Source organism: Micromonospora sp. KC606, from assembly GCF_004348675.1.
GTDB lineage: Bacteria > Actinomycetota > Actinomycetes > Mycobacteriales > Micromonosporaceae > Micromonospora.
The window spans coordinates 72,001-88,520 of the sequence record NZ_SMKN01000003.1; the positions used below are offsets into that span (position 1 = coordinate 72,001).

Genomic DNA, 16,520 nt, shown 5'->3' on the forward strand with positions numbered 1-16,520 from the left:
CGACGCTTGAAGGGACGCTTCGGACACTGCTAGCGTGCCCCGTTGTCGCGCGCCGAAAACCTTGGACGCGCCCAGGTACCACAATTCACCAAGGCTTTATGCCAGGGCCGACTGGACGGTGTAATGCGTTCTCGCAGTACCAATCTACGCACCAAAGTGGTCGCGGTGTTGGCGTCGCTCACTGCCCTGTGGGCGTTCGCGGCTTGGGTGACCCTCCGGGAGGGCGTTAACCTGCTCTGGGTCAATACGCTGAACAGCAAGGTGTACGAGCCGAGCGCACCCCTGCTGACGGCATTGCAGGTCGAGCGGCGACTTACCCTGGCCTACCTGGGTAGCCCAGGCGACAGCCGGGCGCGCACGGCCCTGGGCACGCAGCGGCAAGAGACCGAGCATCTCGCGACGACCTTCAAGGAGTCCGCACAGAGCTGGCAGGCGGATCTCGCTGGCAGCGCCAGGCTGGCCAGCCAACTCGACGCCACCTACGCCAGCCTGGACGCCCTCGCCACTCTCAGAAAGTCCGTCGACGAGCGCACCATCGACCGCACGAGCGCGGCGGCTGCATTCGCTGGCTCGATCGACTCGATCTTCGGTGTCTACCACGCCACCGCGAGCCTCGATGACAAGGAGATCGCGGGATACGCCGAAGCGCTCATCGGCCTGAACAGGATGTCGGAGGTGATTTCGCAGGAGGACGCGCTCATGAGCGGCGTTCTCGCCAGCGGCCGGATCACCGCCGTCGAGCAGGTCCAGTTCGCGCAGCTCGTGGGTTACCAGCGATACTCGGGTTCCGAGACTGCGATCAAGCTGTCTCCCGACGATCGCGCCCGATACGAGCAGATGCTCGCCAGCGAGGCCTTCAGCCGGCTCCGGTCGCTCGAAGACAGGATCGCCCGGGCCGGCGGCACCCGGTCGGTCGTGCCAGTCGAGGCCGCCCAGTGGCGCACGGCGGTGGACGAGGCTCAGGCCGATCTGCAAGGCGTGGTGACGGCCGGCGGCAGCGGAATCGTGAGTGACGCCACGGGTGTGGCCATCTGGGTCATTGTCCGACTGACCCTCGCGGCAGGCCTTGGCGCGATCGCCGTCATCGCCTCGATCCTGCTGTCGATCACGACCGCCCGCGCCCTGGTGGCCCAGCTGCAGCGGCTTCGCGATGCCGCCCACCAGCTCGCCGACGAGCGACTGCCCGGCGTGGTCGCCCGGCTTCGCGCAGGCGAGCAGGTGGACGTCTCTGCAGAAGCCCCACCACTGGACTTCGGCGACGATGAGATCGGCCAGGTGGGCCAAGCGTTCAACCGCGTCCAGGAGACCGCCATCCGGACCGCAGTGGAGCAGGCCGAACTACGGCGCAACGTGCGGGAGGTCTTCCTCAACCTCGCCCGACGCACCCAGGCACTCGTGCACCGGCAGGTGACGCTGCTCGACGACATGCAGCGGCAGGAGGAAGACCCGGACACGCTCGAGGGTCTGTACGGGGTCGACCACCTCGCGACCCGGATGCGGCGCAACGCGGAGAACCTGATCGTGTTGTCAGGATCGACGCCCGGCCGCGCGTGGCGAAAGAACGTGCCCATGATCGACGCCGTGCGTGGCGCCGTTCAGGAAGTTGAGGATTACCGGCGGGTCGACGTGCTGCACATCGGCTCCGTCAGGCTGGCCGGCCGATCCGTCAGCGATGTGATCCACCTGCTGGCGGAACTGATCGAGAACGCCCTGTCGTTCTCGCCACCGCACACGCGGGTCACTGTGAAGGGGCAGCTGGTCGGTAGCGGCTATGTGATCGAGATCGAGGATCGCGGTCTCGGCATGAGCCAGGAGGATCTCGCCGCCGCCAACGCGCAGATCAACAGCCAGAAAGAGTTCAACCTGGCCAACGTCTCTCAACTGGGCCTGTTCGTGGTGAGCAGCCTTTCTCAGCGGCACGGGATCCGCGTGCAGCTGAAGGAATCACCGTACGGCGGTACGACCGCCGTCGTGCTTATCCCCGCTGAACTCGTGAGCGAAGTCCCCGACAACGAGCTTGCAGCCGCTTCTCGGGCGGGCCGGCGAGCGCCGGCCGCGGCCGGCCGCGGTGACGGTGATACACAAGCCGGCACCAGCGCGAAGCCTGCCAGCGCGATCAGCCTCGCTGATCCACCCGCGCCTGCCCGGCAGCGGAGTGGCCGAGCGTGGAAGGACCTGTCGTCGTCGGTCGAGTCTGAGCCAACCTCGACCGTCACCGGTGCTCGCCCCCCTACCGCCGCGGCAGCCCCGTCACCGGATGCCTCATTCACCCCGGGCGGGCTGCCGATGCGGGTGCGCCAGGCAAGCCTCGCGCAACAGTTGCGGGATTCCGCAGACCCCCGTGCCGGTGAAGTCGCAGACGACGGGGACACGCCCCGAGCGCCGGAGGAAGTGCGCAAGATGATGAGCTCCTACCAGAGCGGTACCCAACGCGGCCGCACCGACGCCGCGCGCCTGCTCGATGACGAGCCCGGCCAGGCAGGCGACCCCGGCGGTCGCCCGAACGACGTGCCGGCGGCGGATGAGCAGCCCCGTACCTGACCCGAGCTGCGAGATCACACTCCCGGCCGTTGGCCGGACAGAAAGAGGACAACGTGGTGCACAGAGAAGCCGCAAGCGCTGACCTGGCCTGGTTGCTGGACGATCTGGTCGGGCGCGTCAGGCAGGCGGAGAATGCGGTCGTCCTCTCCGTGGACGGCTTGGTGCTCGCCGCCTCACGAGGGCTGAGCCGCGACGACGGAGACCATCTGGCGGCCATGGCGGCTGGTATTCAGAGTCTTGCCAGAGGAGGGGCGGAGCGATTCCAAGGTGGCCCCGTCCGGCAGACCATCATCGAGATGGCGGACCGGTTCCTGTTCGTCACCGCAGCCGGCCGCGGCGCATGTCTCGCGGTGCTGGCCTCCGGCGACGCTGACGTGGGTCTCATCGCCTATGAGATGGCCATGCTCGTCACCCGGGCGGGCAAGTATCTGGCGTCGCCGGCGCGAAACAGCGATCAGCCGTTTGAGGAGAGTTTGGCGCGCCGATGACCCTTCCCCCCGACGAATCCGCGCAGGAGCTGTGGGTCGACGACGAAGCCGGCCCGATCGTTCGGCCGTACGCGCTGACGCGTGGGCGAACCCGGCCTACCAAGGGCAGTCTGCTCGACCTGATCTCGCTCGTGGTTACCGTCCGATCGCCAGCTGAATACGACGTTGGTATAGGACCTGAGCAGCACAAAGTAGTCAGCTTGTGTCGACGTCCGCTGTCCGTGGCAGAGGTCGCGGCGTACCTCAACCTTCCCATCGGCACCGTGCGGGTGCTTCTCGGTGACCTGCTCGACCGGCAACTCGTCCAGGTCCGCGAGCCCCGACCGCCGACTGATCTTCCCGACGACAGCATCTTTAAGGCAGTGATCAATGGACTTCGAGCGCTCTGACGGGCCGGTGGTCGGGCCTCGCGTACCGACCGCCACCAAAATCCTGATCGCCGGCGGGTTTGGGGTGGGCAAGACCACCATGGTCGGCGCGGTGAGCGAGACCAAACCGCTGCGTACGGAGGAAGTGCTCTCCGAGAAGGGCGTTCCGGTCGACGACATCGCCGGCGTGGAGCAGAAGACCACCACGACCGTGGCGATGGACTTCGGCAGGATCACCATCAGTGACGATCTGGTGCTCTACCTGTTCGGCACTCCCGGGCAGGACCGGTTCTGGTTCGTCTGGGACGAGTTGGCGCTCGGCGCGCTGGGCGCGATCGTGCTCGCCGACACCCGCCGGCTGGCCGACTGCTTCCCGTCCGTCGACTACTTCGAGCGGCACGGCACACCGTTCATCGTGGCGGTGAACAGCTTCGAGGGCGCCCGCCGCTACGACATCGTCGAGGTCAGGGCCGCCCTCGACCTGGATCCGAACGTTCCGGTGATGCTTTGCGACGCCCGTCAACGGCAGTCGAGCAAAGAGGTGCTGATTGCACTGCTCGAGCACGCGAGGAGGCAGCCCAGCCGGAACCGCAGACCCGAGCCGGTCCAGTAGCGGTCTCGGCCGCACCTTTCAACACCGTGAGCGCAGTCGCGGCCGGGATGTGGCGCAACGTCACGCACCGGATATCTGGTTGATCGCGTCCACGACGGCACCGGGGTTGTCGCTGGGCACCTCGTGGCCGCTGTCGGTCGCCGTCACCAGTCTTCCCTTTCTGGACAGGTCGGCCAGTCGTTGCTGGGCGGTCAAGGCAGGCCGGCGTTACACCCCTGTCACGCCGGAGCACCACCAGTGGCACGTCGGTGAAGGCGTTCCTCGCGCCCTGTAAGGCCGACAAGGTCTGCTCCTGCACGACCGGTAGGTCCAGGTGTTCCTTGGCCATCACGACCTTCGACCAGGATGGCCTTCCCACCGCGGTCAACAGACCGAGGCGCGGGTCCACGCCGTCGAGCAACACGATCCGGCCACCCTCTTGCCGGTGCCGACCGGTGTAGCTGAGGACCGGATAGCTGCCGAAGGAGTGCCTTCCGAGCACCACCGGCCGATCCGGGTCCGCGCGGCAAATCACCTGTCGAGTTCCCGGTCGAGTTGCCCGGCGTCACGCGGCCGTCGCTGCGGCTCCGGACTGTCCCCGGCGCCGGGTCGGTCGTAGCGGCACACCCGCCGCTCGTCCGGCCCACTTGGCGACCTTCCAGGCGTCCGTCCGCACCGAGCCGTCGTCGCCACCGACCGCGATCCACCGGTCGTCCGGAGCGATCGCCACCGCCCACACCATGCCGGTGTGCCCGGTCAGCTCGCCGAGCCGGCGTCGTGTAACCGGACCCCAAAGCCGTACCGACTTCCGGCCACCGGCGGCGACCCAGCGCACTGGACCGAGCACCCGACGATCCTCGACCTCGGGCCGTCGGCGGTGGGCGGCTGCGCTGTCTCGAACTGTTCCGAACGCCTCCGAGCAGTTCAGCGGCCTCTTCTGACGCCTACGTTGACGCTGCGCCAGGCACCGTCCGGTATGGACGGCTGGCGGTTTCGCTCCGGCCTCGCCCGGGTTGGTGACACCGCCGGCAGGGCGTTTCCCCCATCCCGTCACCGAGAGGTACGGCCATGCCCCATCCCACCAGCGCAAGACCCGTGCGCCGGGCCACCCGGCACGCCCTGACCGGGTTGCTCGCGCTCATCCTCACCCTGGCGGGTGCCCTCGTCGCGCCTCCGGCCACCGCAGCCACCGTGGAGCCGCCCCCGGGCACTGAACTGATCAAGAACGGAACGTTCGGCAACGGGATCACCGAACCATGGTGGACCCGGCTGGCCGAAACCCAGACGTCGGTCGTCGACGGGCAGCTCCAGATCCGGACCGCAGGGCGGGCCACCCGGGTCTGGGACGACGTGGTCGGCCACTTCGATTTCGGGATCACCGCCGGCCGCTCCTACCGCGTGGCGTTCGACGCCTCCGCCAACCTCAACCGACCGATGCGGGTCACGGTGTCCCGCGTCGACTCGCCGTACACCTCGGCCTTCGACCGCACCGTGGAGCTGACGGGGACGACGCGCCGGTTCAGCTTCGAGTTCACCGCGCCGTTCGGCGACCCGAAGGCGGTGCTGCTGCTCCACCTGGGCGCGAGCCCGGCCTCGACGGTCCGCGTGGACAACGTCTCGCTGGTGCCGTTGGCGCCGAACCCGGCGGCCGACCCGGTGCTGTTCTGGAACGGCGTGCTGCTGGACACCTTCCGGGCGGTCGACGAGCCGCCCACCTCGCTGAGCCGGATCGCCGCGATCATGCACACCGCGATGCACGACGCGGCCGTCTCGGTCACCGGCACCGGGCAGCCCTATCGGATGCGGGTGCCGGTCCACTATCCCGGCACCCTGGAGGACGTGGTGGCGCCCTCGCTGGAGGCCGCGATCAACCAGGCGGCCCACGACAGCCTCCGTGCCCTGTTCACCGGCCGGTCGTTCGGCTCCGCACTGGCCACGGCCACCGACCGGCTGCCGTCCGGGCTGAACGCCGACGAGGTCGAGCGGGGCAGAGCGGTCGGCAGCCAGGCGGCCGCCGGCAACGTGGACGCCCGCCGCGCCGACGGTTCCGCCGACGGGAGCCCGTACGTGCCCGACGGGGTGCCGGGCTCGTGGCGGCCGACCGGCTCCGGAGCGGCCGTCACGCCGAACTGGGGGCGGGTGACCCCGTTCACGCTGACCTCGCCGGCCCAGTTCCGCCCCGGCCTGCCGGGTGGGTTCGGCAGCTACGCCGCGCTGCTCGGCAGCCAGCTATACGAGGACCAGGTGACGGAGGTCCGGCTGCTCGGCGGTCGCACGGGCAGCACCCGGACCGCCGAGCAGACGCAGATCGCCTTCTTCTGGGCCAACGACATCGCCGGCACGTACAAGCCGCCGGGCCAGCTCCTGGCGCACACCAGGATCGTCGCCGAGCAGCGGAACCTGACCGTTCTGCAGAACGCCCGCCTGTTCGGTCTGGTCTCGCTGGCCCTGGCCGACGCGGCGATCGTCGCCTGGGGAAGCAAGTACGCCACCCCGATCGACCTGTGGCGACCGGAGTCGGCGATCCACCACGCGGACACCGACGGTCGGCCCGGTACCCAACCGGACCCGTCCTGGCGGCCCCTGTCTCAGGACCGCGCCGGACAGTCGTTCTCTCCGGCCTTCCCGGCGTACGCCTCCGGGCACGCCACCTTCGCCGGCGCCTGGGCGGGTGTGTTGCGCTCCTACTTCGGGACCGACGCGATCCCGTTCACCGGCACGACGGACGATCCCAACGCGGCCGGGGTGCGGCGGTCGTTCGGCAGCTTCACCCAGGCGGCGCGGGAGAATGCCCGCAGTCGGATCTACCTCGGGGTCCACTTCCAGTTCGACGCGGACGCCGGGATCACCGCCGGGCTCGCCGTCGGCGCCCACGTGTACGCCAACCACCTGCGCGGCTAGCGCGGGGCCCGGCCACCGCGCTCGTCCTCGGGCGCGGTGGCCGGGCGCTCTGTCCATAGTCGGCGGCCGTCGCGTAGGGTGATCCCGTGCTTACCATTGGGGAGCCGCCACAACCGCATGCCCTGATGACAGTCGAGGAGTTCGTGACCGGGCTCCGGCGCCTGCGCCGGTGGTCCGGGCTCACCTACCGGCAGCTCGCTGCCCGGGCCCGCGAGTCCGGCGACTTCCTGCCGGCGAGCACCGTCGCCTCCGCGCTGAGTCGCACCAGCCTGCCCCGGGAGGAACTGGTCGCCAGTTTCGTCCGCGCCTGTGGGCAGGACGAGGCGACCGTGCAGGAGTGGCTGGCGGTGCGCAGGGCCCTCGCCGCCGGAACTGAGTCGTCGGCCCTCGCCGACGGACCAGAGCCACCGGCAACCAACGAGGGCCGCGTCGGGTCGGTGGATGCCGGCGAAGGCGGCGGCACCGCCACGCCACTCCCGGCCCGGACGATGGCCGCTGGGCGGGCCGGGGCCAGCCGCCGGCGCCTCGTCCCCGTGCTCGCCCTCGCGATGCTCGCCGTCCCGGCCGGTCTGGTTGGCTGGGCGGTCAACAGCGGAGAGCGCCCCTCGGCAGCGGAGTCGCACCCGGCTCCCTTGAACGGCGGCAACCGCATCCGGTCGACCGTCACCGACCTGTGCCTGTCCGAGGTGGCCGGCTCGGATACCGGTCACCTGACGCTCGCCAACTGTGCCACCAGCCATCCCGACATGTCCCTGCGCCGGCTACCGGACGGCACGTACCAGATCGAGACCGACCACCCGAAATTCGGCGCGGGTTGCACCGGCGTCGAGGAGGCCAACCCGTCGCCCGGCGCGCTGCTGGCCGACAGCTACTGCGGCCAGCGCGGGGTAGCCGAACAGTTCCGCCTGCATCCCGTCACCGAACCCGTCGCCGGTTACCGGCTGGAACTTGTGCACAGCGGGCTCTGCATGACCATCCCCAGCCCGGGTGCCGCCGGGACGCCGCCCCGCTACGCCGTCCAGCAGCCGTGCCGCACCGACAACCCCGAGCAGATCTTCACCTTCACCAGCCCGGTGCCCTGACCGGGCTCGCAATCTCTCGCACAGTCACTGGAGGCCATTAACCAGAATGGGCTCGCCGGCGAGGTCACTAACCGGGCCGCTGACCGATGTCAATTCCCTGGAAGCGTGGAGGGTTCCGTTCTGCGGCTTCGGCCTCCATGGCCTGCGCCGTTGATCGTTTGTAGTCGATAGGCGAGCGCTCGTCGCAGACGGAGTGCCGGCGGCGGTGGTTGCAGAAGTCGGTCATCCAGGGGGCGATCTTGACTCGGGCCTCGGCGCGGGTGCGGAACTGACGGCGGTGGACGTCCTCGACCTTGATGGTGAAAAAGGGTGGCCTCGGCGACGGCGTTGTCGAAGCACGACCCGACCCGAGACCGGCGGCACCGGTCGGCCGGCCCGGCTCGCCCGGCCGCCTCCGCGTCGCCGGTGCGCCCCGTTGATCCGCTATCGTTGTGTGCGGCGTTGAAGGGGACGAGTACCGCCGAACGCAGCCAGGAGCGACCCGGGGACGGTGGAAGCCCGGGGGCGTGCACGGCGGGAAGATCACCCCGGAGCCGTCGGAGGAAAGGCCTCGGCCGAGTAGAACCGACCGTACGACCAACGAGAGGGCCGCATGCGGCCAAGGAGGGTGGTACCGCGGGGCCGGCCGGCCTCGTCCCTCCGCCGGAGCACGAGCACGCATCCGACGGAGGAGTCATGTACCGCAGCGTCCCGACCCAGGTCGACCTTCCCGCTATCGACCACGAGATCCTCAACTTCTGGCGCGCGAACGACGTCTTCGCCCGCAGCCTCGAGCAGTCGCAGGGCCAGCCCGAGTGGGTGTTCTACGAGGGGCCGCCCACCGCCAACGGCATGCCGGGCGCCCACCACATCGAGGCCCGGGTCTTCAAGGACATCTTCCCTCGCTACAAGACCATGAAGGGGTTCCACGTCGCCCGAAAGGCGGGCTGGGACTGCCACGGGCTGCCGGTCGAGCTGGCCGTCGAGCGGGAGCTGGGTTTCTCTGGCAAGCAGGACATCGAGAAGTTCGGCATCGCCGAGTTCAACGCCCGCTGCCGCGAGTCGGTCACCCGGCACACCGACGCCTTCGCCGAGCTCACCGAACGGATGGGCTACTGGGTCGACATGCACGACGCCTACCGGACCATGGATTCCGAGTACATCGAGTCCGTCTGGTGGTCGCTGAAACAGATCTACGACAAGGGCCTGCTCGTCCAGGATTTCCGCGTCGCGCCATGGTGCCCGCGGGACGAGACGGGCCTGTCCGACCACGAACTCGCCCAGGGTTACGAGACCGTCGTGGACCCCTCGGTCTACGTCCGGTTCCCCCTGACCTCGGGTCCGCTGGCCGGCAACACGTCGCTGCTGGTCTGGACGACGACGCCATGGACGCTGCCGTCGAACGTCGCGGTCGCCGTACACCCGGACGTCCGGTACGTCGTCGCGACCGACGGCAACGAGCGGCTAGTGGTCGCGGAGCCGCTCTTCGCCGCCGCGCTCGGGGACGGGTGGGATCTCACCGGGGAGTCGTTCCGGGGCAAGGAGCTGGAGCGCTGGAACTACCGGCCTCCGTTCTCCCTCCTGGAGATCCCCGACGCGCACATGGTGATCCTCGCGTCGTACGTGACCACGGACAGCGGCACCGGTCTGGTCCACCAGGCACCGGCCTTCGGCGCGGAGGACCTCGCCAGCAGCCGGGTGTACGGACTGCCCATGGTCAACCCGGTGCAACCGGACGGCCGCTTCGAGCCCGAACTGCCGCTGATCGGCGGGTTGTTCTTCAAGGCGGCGGACCGGCCGCTGGTCGAGGACCTCAAGGCCCGCGGACTGCTGTTCAAGGACGAGCCGTACGAGCACAGCTACCCGCACTGCTGGCGGTGCCACACCGCGCTGATCTACTACGCCCAGCCCTCCTGGTACATCCGGACGACCGAGATCCGGGACAGGCTGCTGGCCGAGAACGAGCGCACCACGTGGCACCCGGCCACCGTGAAGCACGGCCGGTACGGCGACTGGTTGAACAACAACGTCGACTGGGCGCTGTCCCGGCGGCGATACTGGGGCACCCCGCTGCCGATCTGGCAGTGCCCCGAGGAGCACCTTACGTGCGTCGGCTCGCTCGCCGAACTCGGTGAGCTGACCGGGACGGACCAGTCCGGCCTGGATCCGCACCGGCCGTACATCGACGAGGTCACCTTCGCCTGCCCGGACTGCGGCGGGACGGCGCGGCGGGTGCCGGAGGTGATCGACGCCTGGTACGACTCCGGCTCGATGCCCTTCGCGCAGTTCGGCTACCCCTACCGGAACGCCGACCTGTTCGCCCAGCGCTATCCGGCGCAGTTCATCTCCGAGGCCATCGACCAGACCCGCGGGTGGTTCTACACGCTGATGGCGGTCGGCACGCTGGTCTTCGACCGGTCGCCGTACGAGACGGTGGTCTGCCTCGGCCACATCCTCGCCGAGGACGGCCGGAAGATGTCCAAGCACCTGGGCAACATCCTGGAGCCGATCCCGCTCATGGAACGGCACGGCGCGGACGCCGTCCGCTGGTTCATGGCGGCGGTGGGCTCGCCGTGGTCGGCCCGCCGGGTGGGGCACACGGCCCTGCAGGAAGTCGTCCGGAAGGTCCTCCTGACGTACTGGAACACGGCCGCCTTCCAGGCGCTGTACGGCCGTACCGCCGGATGGTCCCCGTCGGCGGCCGATCCGGCGCCCGCGGACCGCCCGGTGCTCGACCGGTGGCTGCTCTCCGAGCTGAACATCCTCGTACGCGAGGTCGACGCCGCCATGGCGAACTTCGACACGCACCAGGCGGGTCGGCTGTTGTCGACCTTCATCGACGACCTCTCCAACTGGTACGTCCGGCGCAGCAGGCGACGCTTCTGGCGGGGGGACCCGGCGGCGCTCGCGACCCTTCACGAGGCGCTCACCACGCTGACCCTGCTGCTGGCGCCGCTCACCCCGTTCGTCGCCGAGCGGATCTGGCAGGACCTGGTCGTGGCGGTGACTCGGGACGCCACCTCGTCGGTGCACCTCGCGGAGTACCCGGTCGCCAACCCGTCACTGATCGACCCCGCGCTGTCGCGCCAGATGGCACTGGCCCGGCGGCTCGTCGAGCTGGGCCGTGTCGCACGCGCCGAGTCCGGCATCAAGGTGCGTCAGCCGCTGGCCCGCGCGCTGGCTTCGGTGGCGAACTTCGACGAGCTCACCCCGGACCTGCGGGCCGAGATCGCGGCGGAGCTGAACGTCGGCTCGGTCACCGCCGTCGGCACGGCGGGCACGTCGCTGCTGGACACGACCGCCAAGGCGAACTTCCGCACCCTGGGCAGGCGGTTCGGCAAGACCGTGCAGCAGGTCGCCGCGGCCATCGCCGCGGCGGACGCGGTCTCGCTCAGCGCCTCGCTGCGGGAGACGGGCTCGGCGACCGTCCCGGTCGGGGACGACCTCGTGAGCCTCGGCCCGGACGAGGTCGTGATCATCGAGACGCCGCGTGAGGGTTGGGCGGTGGCCTCGGACGCCGGGGCGACCGTGGCGCTTGACCTGCACCTCACCCCGGAACTGCGCCGGGCCGGTACGGCGCGGGACGCGATCCGGCAGATCCAGGAGGCCCGCAAGTCCAGCGGGCTGGAGGTGACCGACCGGATCGTGCTGCGGTACCGGGCGACGCGGGAGGAAACGGCGCTCGCGCTGACCGAGCACCGTGATCTCGTCGCGGAGGAGGTGCTCGCCACGGACTGCGCCGCGGGCGAGCCGTCCTGGCCGGACGCCGAGCCGTTCACCGACCCGTCGCTCGGGCTGACCTTCTGGCTCCGCCGGGCCTGAGGTGTCGCGGTGCCGCGGACGCCAGGGCGTCCGCGGCACCCGCCCCACAAAATGTCAGGCCACGACCTGACCGAGTTCGGCGATCTCGATGTTGAGAACGTTGATCAGCTGGACCTGGCTGGACACGATCGCCGCGCACCAGCCAGCTGCCGGTGATGGGCATGATCCAGACGCACAATCTCCGCCAGCACGTACGCATCCCCGGCGTCGGACTTCGCACCAGAGGTGGAATGCCGCTCTCGGTACCGCGCCACCGACATCGGGTCGATCGCATACACCTGATACCCCACCGCGACCAGCGCCTGCACCCACGTGCCACGGTCGGTCTCAACGTCGGCCTTGCTCGAGACCCACACAAATCGATCACCGGGAAGGTACGCCCTTCTCGGTGGATCCACAGGTCTTGAACATTGCTCTCGCGCTAGACCACTGCCGCGCTCCGGTCCATCGAACAACTCTCGCCCAAAGCGCGCGAAGGCATCGCCGCGATCACCCAGAACATCCTGAACATGGAGCAAGCCGCGCAGACTCCGCCTGACCCGTCGGCGAGGAAGCGCGGACAGACAGACGACTGACTCCGGTGGTCCGCGGTACGCACTGTTCTCGGCTACGTCCGGATGCCGGGCGTTCACCTTCGTCGCCGGTATCGGGCCGGCCCTGACCTTCGTTCGCGCCCGGTCATGAGCGACCACGCGCGGACCGCCGCATGATGCAGTCCGGTGCAAGGCCACCTTGCCTCTCGCCCCGGCTCAGGCCCGCGGCGGGAGGAGTTGCCGGAATAACCCTCGAGAAGGATCGGATCCAGGTGCCGGACCGGGACGCGATCGTGAACGGTGATTTTGCTGGTCTGGTTGCAGGAAACGCAGGCGGCCAGGAGCCAGTTGGCGAGGAGTTCGCCGTTGGCATTGACGCGGGACTTCCCGTCGCCGGTGCTGGCGAGGCCGCAATGGCAGTGGACGTGGCCGAACGCTAGCAGGGCAGGGCGCGTGCGCCGAACGGTCCAGGACAAAACGATATGAGGACGCGTAGACATGATCTCTCTGAAGATCTGACGGAAGGCATGGGACAAGAGCCGACGGGGACGTCGGCAACCGATGCGCGGGGAACGTGTCAGGTCTAAAGAGCAGGCGGCGTCACGCGGGGTGAGGTCCTCTCGTGAGTGGGGCGGAGAAGAAAATCCAGTTACAGGGTAGGACGGGGCGGGCTGGCGAGACGATCCCGTTTTTGTCCTGGTGCCGAGCTGTGAGGGGCGGGGTCGGCGAGCTCGACCGCGCGCCATCGCCCTGCGACCGCTTGCTGCCGTCTTCCGGCCGCTTCCCGTGGGACTTGTTCCTCCTGTTGGCCTTCGCTCTGTCCTTCGGCAGTCTCGCGGGACGACCGCCGCCTTCCTGCCGCGGCGGATTGGTGAACAGAGCGGACAAAAGCCGCCGCCTCGAAAGCCCGAGCCCGGGCATCCGTCGTCATCAAATCGACCCTCGCATCGCGGCAGATGGTTCGCCTCGCAACGGGCCCTGATCTGTAGACGTCCTCCAGGCCGGTGGGCTTGCGGACACTGCCGTTACCGGCGGGGAGCGGCACTCGCATGTCTGCCGTGTCTGGCAGTGACTTCGAAACCGGATAGCCATGCCGGCTCGGCCGGTGCGATGATCGGCACCTAAGTCGCTAGCTCAACTGGATAGAGCATTCGACTGAGTAGGGGTGCCGGTAACGAACGTGTCATCGGCCGCCAATTAGTTGATCTCTGCTGAGGGTGCTGCGCTGGCGCTGTTGCGACGGCACGATGAGCGATCGTGAGCAGAGCACCCCTTGATATCGATGCGCTGGTGGAGCACTGGACGTTGCTCCCGGACGAGATGGATCTCGTCGTACGACGCCATGAGGCGACAAGGCTGGTCTTCGCCCTGTGGTTGAAGTTCTACACGCGCACCGGCCGGTTCCCCCGCGGCCGCGGTGAGCTGCCCGACGATGCGGTGGCGTTCGTGACCAAGCAGTTGGGCGTGTCGGCGGGCGATGCGTCGCTGGCGGAGTGGGAAGGCCGGACTGCGGAGCGGCACCGGGCGGCGATCCGGTCGCACCTGGGGTTTCGGGAGTGTTCGGTCGCGGATGCGGAGAAGCTGACCGGGTGGCTGGCCGGAGAGGTGGCGTGCAAGGAGCGCCGGTTCGAGCCGGTGCGTGAGGAGTTGCTGGCGCAGTGCCGGCGTGAGCGCATCGAGCCGCCGGCGGACGGGCGGGTTGAGCGGATCGTGCGTTCGGCGTTGCACCAGGCGGAGGAGGCGCTGTGTCTGCGGGTGGTGTCGCGGTTGCCCGCTGATGTGGTGGTGCGGGTCGAGGAGCTGGCGGGCGGTGAGGATGACGGGCCGTCGCTGCTGGCGTTGATCAAGTCGGTGCCGGGGAACCTGAGTCTGGACACGATGCTGACGGAGATCGACAAGCTGAAGGCTGTCCGGGCGGTCGGCGTCCCGGCGGCGGCGTTCGCCGACGTTGCGCCGAAGGTCGTGGCCGGTTGGCGGGCCCGCGCGATGGTGGAGGCGCCGTCGCACCTTGCCCGGCATACCCCGCAGCTGCGGGTGACGCTGCTGGCGGCGCTGCTGCGGCTGCGGCTGCGGGAACTCACCGACACGCTCGTGGAGTTGCTGATCTCCACGGTGCACCGTATCGACGCGCGGGCGAACAAGAAGGTGACCCAGGAGCTGATCAACGAGTTCAAGAAGGTGACCGGCAAGGAGAACCTGCTGTTTCGCATCGCGGAGGCGGCGCTGACCGCGCCGGACGCCGTAGTGCGGGAGGTGGTGTTCCCGGCTTCGGGTGGGGAGCAGACGCTGCGGGACCTGGTCGCGGAGTTCAAGAGCAAGGGCCCGACGTACCGCGCACGGTCAAGACGACCATGCGGGCCTCGTACACCAGCCATTACCGCAAGGGCCTGATCCGGCTGCTGGAGGTGCTGCAGTTCGGCAGTTCCAACTCCACCCACCGGCCGGTCATCGACGCCCTGGACCTGGTGGCCCGCTATGCCAAGGGCAACGTCTACTACTACCCCGACGGTGAGCTGCCCCCGGCGCACCGCGGCATCACGGGGGACTGGGAGGAGTTGGCGTTCAAGCCGGACAAGCGCGGCCGGAGGCGGGTCGTGCGGATGGTGTACGAGGTGTGCACCTTTCAGGCGCTGCGGGAGGCGCTGCGGTGCAAGGAGATATGGGTCGTCGGCGCCGACCACTTCCGCAACCCCGACGAGGACCTGCCCGCCGACTTCGAGGCCCGCCGCCACGAGCACTACGGCGCGCTGCGCAAGCCGCTGGATCCGACCGCGTTCATCACCGAGCAGATGCGCGCCGAGCTCGACGCCCTGCACGCGGGCCTGGCACGTACGCCGTGGCTGTCGGTCAAGGCCCGCCCGGGCGGCGCGGCGATCAAGCTGGAGCCGTTGGACGCGCTGCCGGAGCCGCGCAACCTGCGCAGGCTCAAGCGGGAGATCGAGCGGCAGTGGGGCACGGTGCCGCTGATTGACATGCTGAAGGAGGCGGCGCTGCGTACCGGGTGCCTGACCGCGGCGGCCAACGTCGGCACGCGGGCCGGGCTGGACCCGGCGGTGCTGGCCGAGCGGCTGCTGTTGTGTGTGTACGGGTACGGCACCAACACCGGCATCAAGGCGGCGGCGGCCGGCGACCACGGCCACACCGAGGACGACCTGCGGTATGTTCGCCGGCGGTTCCTGTCGGCCGACACCGCTCGGGCGATGGCCGTGCAGATCGCCAACGCGACCTTCGCTGTGCGCTCCGAGCAGGTCTGGGGCACCGGGTCCACCGCCGTGGCCAGTGACTCGACGCACTTCGGCGCCTACGACCAGAACATCTTCACCCAGTGGCACTCCCGCTACGGTGGCCGTGGGGTGCTCATCTACTGGCATGTCGAACGCAAGTCGATGGCCATCCACTCGCAGCTGATCTCCTGTACCGCGTCCGAGGTCGCCGCGATGATCGAGGGCACGATGCGGCACGGCACCACGATGGAGGTCGAGGCGAACTACACCGACAGCCACGGCCAGTCCGAGATCGGCTTCGGCGTCACCCGGCTGCTGGGCTTCGACCTGCTGCCGCGGATCAAGCGCATCAACCACGTCAAGCTCTACCGGCCCGCCCCTGGCGAGGCCGGCGCCTGGCCGGGACTGGCCCCGGCGATGATGGGCCGGTCGATCCGCTGGGATCTGATCGCCGAACAGTACGACCAGATGATCAAGTATGCGACGGCGATCCGGACCGGCACCGCTTCCACGGAAGCGATCCTGCGCCGGTTCACCCGTGCCGCCTCCCACCCCACCTACCAGGCGATGCTCGAGGTCGGCCGGGCCACCAAGACCATCTTCGTGGCCCGGTACCTGCGCGACCGGGACCTGCAGCGCGAGATCCACGACGGCCTCAACGTCGCCGAGGGCTGGAACGGCGGCAACCAGGTCCTGTTCTACGGCAAGGGCGGCGACATCGCCTCCAACCGCCGCGACGAGCAGGAGCTGTCCGTGGCCTGCCTGCACGTGCTGCAGGCCGCTGTCGCGTACGTCAACACGCTGCTCGTGCAAGACGTCCTGGCAGAACCGGCGTGGGCCGACACGCTCACCGCCGAGGACCGGCGTGGTCTGACCCCGCTGTTCTGGACCCACGTCGCCCCGTACGGGGAGGTGAAACTCAACATGGCCAAGCGGCTGGAGTTGCGAGCCGACGCCGGCCCGGTGACGCAATCGGCGGCGGCGTGACTG

At 69.2% G+C, this 16,520-nt stretch carries 11 protein-coding genes and 1 pseudogene; 10 read left to right on the forward strand and 2 right to left on the reverse strand.

From position 1 onward, the window contains the following. Positions 1 to 123 precede the first annotated feature (123 nt). From E1193_RS01815 to E1193_RS01830, 4 genes are read left to right on the forward strand one after another with little or no spacing between them, the layout of a single operon-like run. A complete protein-coding gene (locus E1193_RS01815; protein WP_132179535.1) occupies positions 124 to 2,541 on the forward strand; it encodes a nitrate- and nitrite sensing domain-containing protein in 2,418 nt (805 codons plus the stop codon). 56 nt (positions 2,542 to 2,597) lie between these two features. Next, the gene (locus E1193_RS01820; RefSeq protein ID WP_207922506.1) at positions 2,598 to 3,029 is read left to right on the forward strand and encodes a roadblock/LC7 domain-containing protein; all 432 of its coding nucleotides are present in this window, start codon (positions 2,598 to 2,600) and stop codon (positions 3,027 to 3,029) included. Further along, complete coding sequence (locus E1193_RS01825; RefSeq protein ID WP_132179537.1) at positions 3,026 to 3,418, forward strand: DUF742 domain-containing protein; 393 nt, start codon at positions 3,026 to 3,028, stop codon at positions 3,416 to 3,418. Before E1193_RS01820 ends, E1193_RS01825 begins: the two co-directional genes overlap by 4 nt. Next, complete coding sequence (locus E1193_RS01830; RefSeq protein ID WP_132179539.1) at positions 3,399 to 4,010, forward strand: ATP/GTP-binding protein; 612 nt, start codon at positions 3,399 to 3,401, stop codon at positions 4,008 to 4,010. Before E1193_RS01825 ends, E1193_RS01830 begins: the two co-directional genes overlap by 20 nt. A gap of 544 nt (positions 4,011 to 4,554) precedes the next feature. On the opposite strand, the gene E1193_RS01835 is transcribed toward E1193_RS01830, so the two are convergent. After that, positions 4,555 to 4,836: a hypothetical protein gene (locus tag E1193_RS01835; RefSeq protein ID WP_132179541.1), complete on the reverse strand. Its 282-nt coding sequence runs from the start codon at positions 4,834 to 4,836 to the stop codon at positions 4,555 to 4,557. Between the two features lie 221 nt (positions 4,837 to 5,057). On the opposite strand from E1193_RS01835, the gene E1193_RS01840 reads away from it, so the two are divergent. The 3 genes from E1193_RS01840 (at position 5,058) to ileS (ending at position 11,773) form a co-directional block, all read left to right on the forward strand. Continuing rightward, positions 5,058 to 6,890 carry a carbohydrate binding domain-containing protein gene (locus E1193_RS01840; RefSeq protein WP_132179543.1) on the forward strand — a complete coding sequence of 611 codons (1,833 nt, stop codon included), beginning with the start codon at positions 5,058 to 5,060 and terminating at the stop codon, positions 6,888 to 6,890. A gap of 125 nt (positions 6,891 to 7,015) precedes the next feature. After that, positions 7,016 to 7,972 (forward strand): helix-turn-helix domain-containing protein, encoded by a 957-nt coding sequence (locus E1193_RS01845; protein ID WP_132179545.1) that lies wholly within the window; start codon positions 7,016 to 7,018, stop codon positions 7,970 to 7,972. 675 nt (positions 7,973 to 8,647) lie between these two features. Beyond that, positions 8,648 to 11,773 carry an isoleucine--tRNA ligase gene (ileS, locus tag E1193_RS01855; protein ID WP_132179547.1) on the forward strand — a complete coding sequence of 1,042 codons (3,126 nt, stop codon included), beginning with the start codon at positions 8,648 to 8,650 and terminating at the stop codon, positions 11,771 to 11,773. 137 nt (positions 11,774 to 11,910) lie between these two features. Here ileS and E1193_RS01860 read toward each other — a convergent pair. Beyond that, positions 11,911 to 12,105: pseudogene (locus tag E1193_RS01860) on the reverse strand (transposase); the annotation flags it as partial. Between the two features lie 473 nt (positions 12,106 to 12,578). Between E1193_RS01860 and E1193_RS32790 the strand changes: the two are divergent. From E1193_RS32790 to E1193_RS32370, 3 genes are all read left to right on the forward strand, one after another. After that, complete coding sequence (locus tag E1193_RS32790) at positions 12,579 to 12,746, forward strand: hypothetical protein (RefSeq protein WP_243707219.1); 168 nt, start codon at positions 12,579 to 12,581, stop codon at positions 12,744 to 12,746. Positions 12,747 to 13,563: 817 nt separating this feature from the next. Continuing rightward, positions 13,564 to 14,697 carry a DUF4158 domain-containing protein gene (locus tag E1193_RS32365; protein ID WP_207922501.1) on the forward strand — a complete coding sequence of 378 codons (1,134 nt, stop codon included), beginning with the start codon at positions 13,564 to 13,566 and terminating at the stop codon, positions 14,695 to 14,697. Next, the gene (locus tag E1193_RS32370; RefSeq protein WP_207922502.1) at positions 14,658 to 16,517 is read left to right on the forward strand and encodes a Tn3 family transposase; all 1,860 of its coding nucleotides are present in this window, start codon (positions 14,658 to 14,660) and stop codon (positions 16,515 to 16,517) included. The genes E1193_RS32365 and E1193_RS32370 overlap by 40 nt, the downstream gene beginning before the upstream one ends. The last annotated feature ends 3 nt before the right edge of the window (positions 16,518 to 16,520 follow it).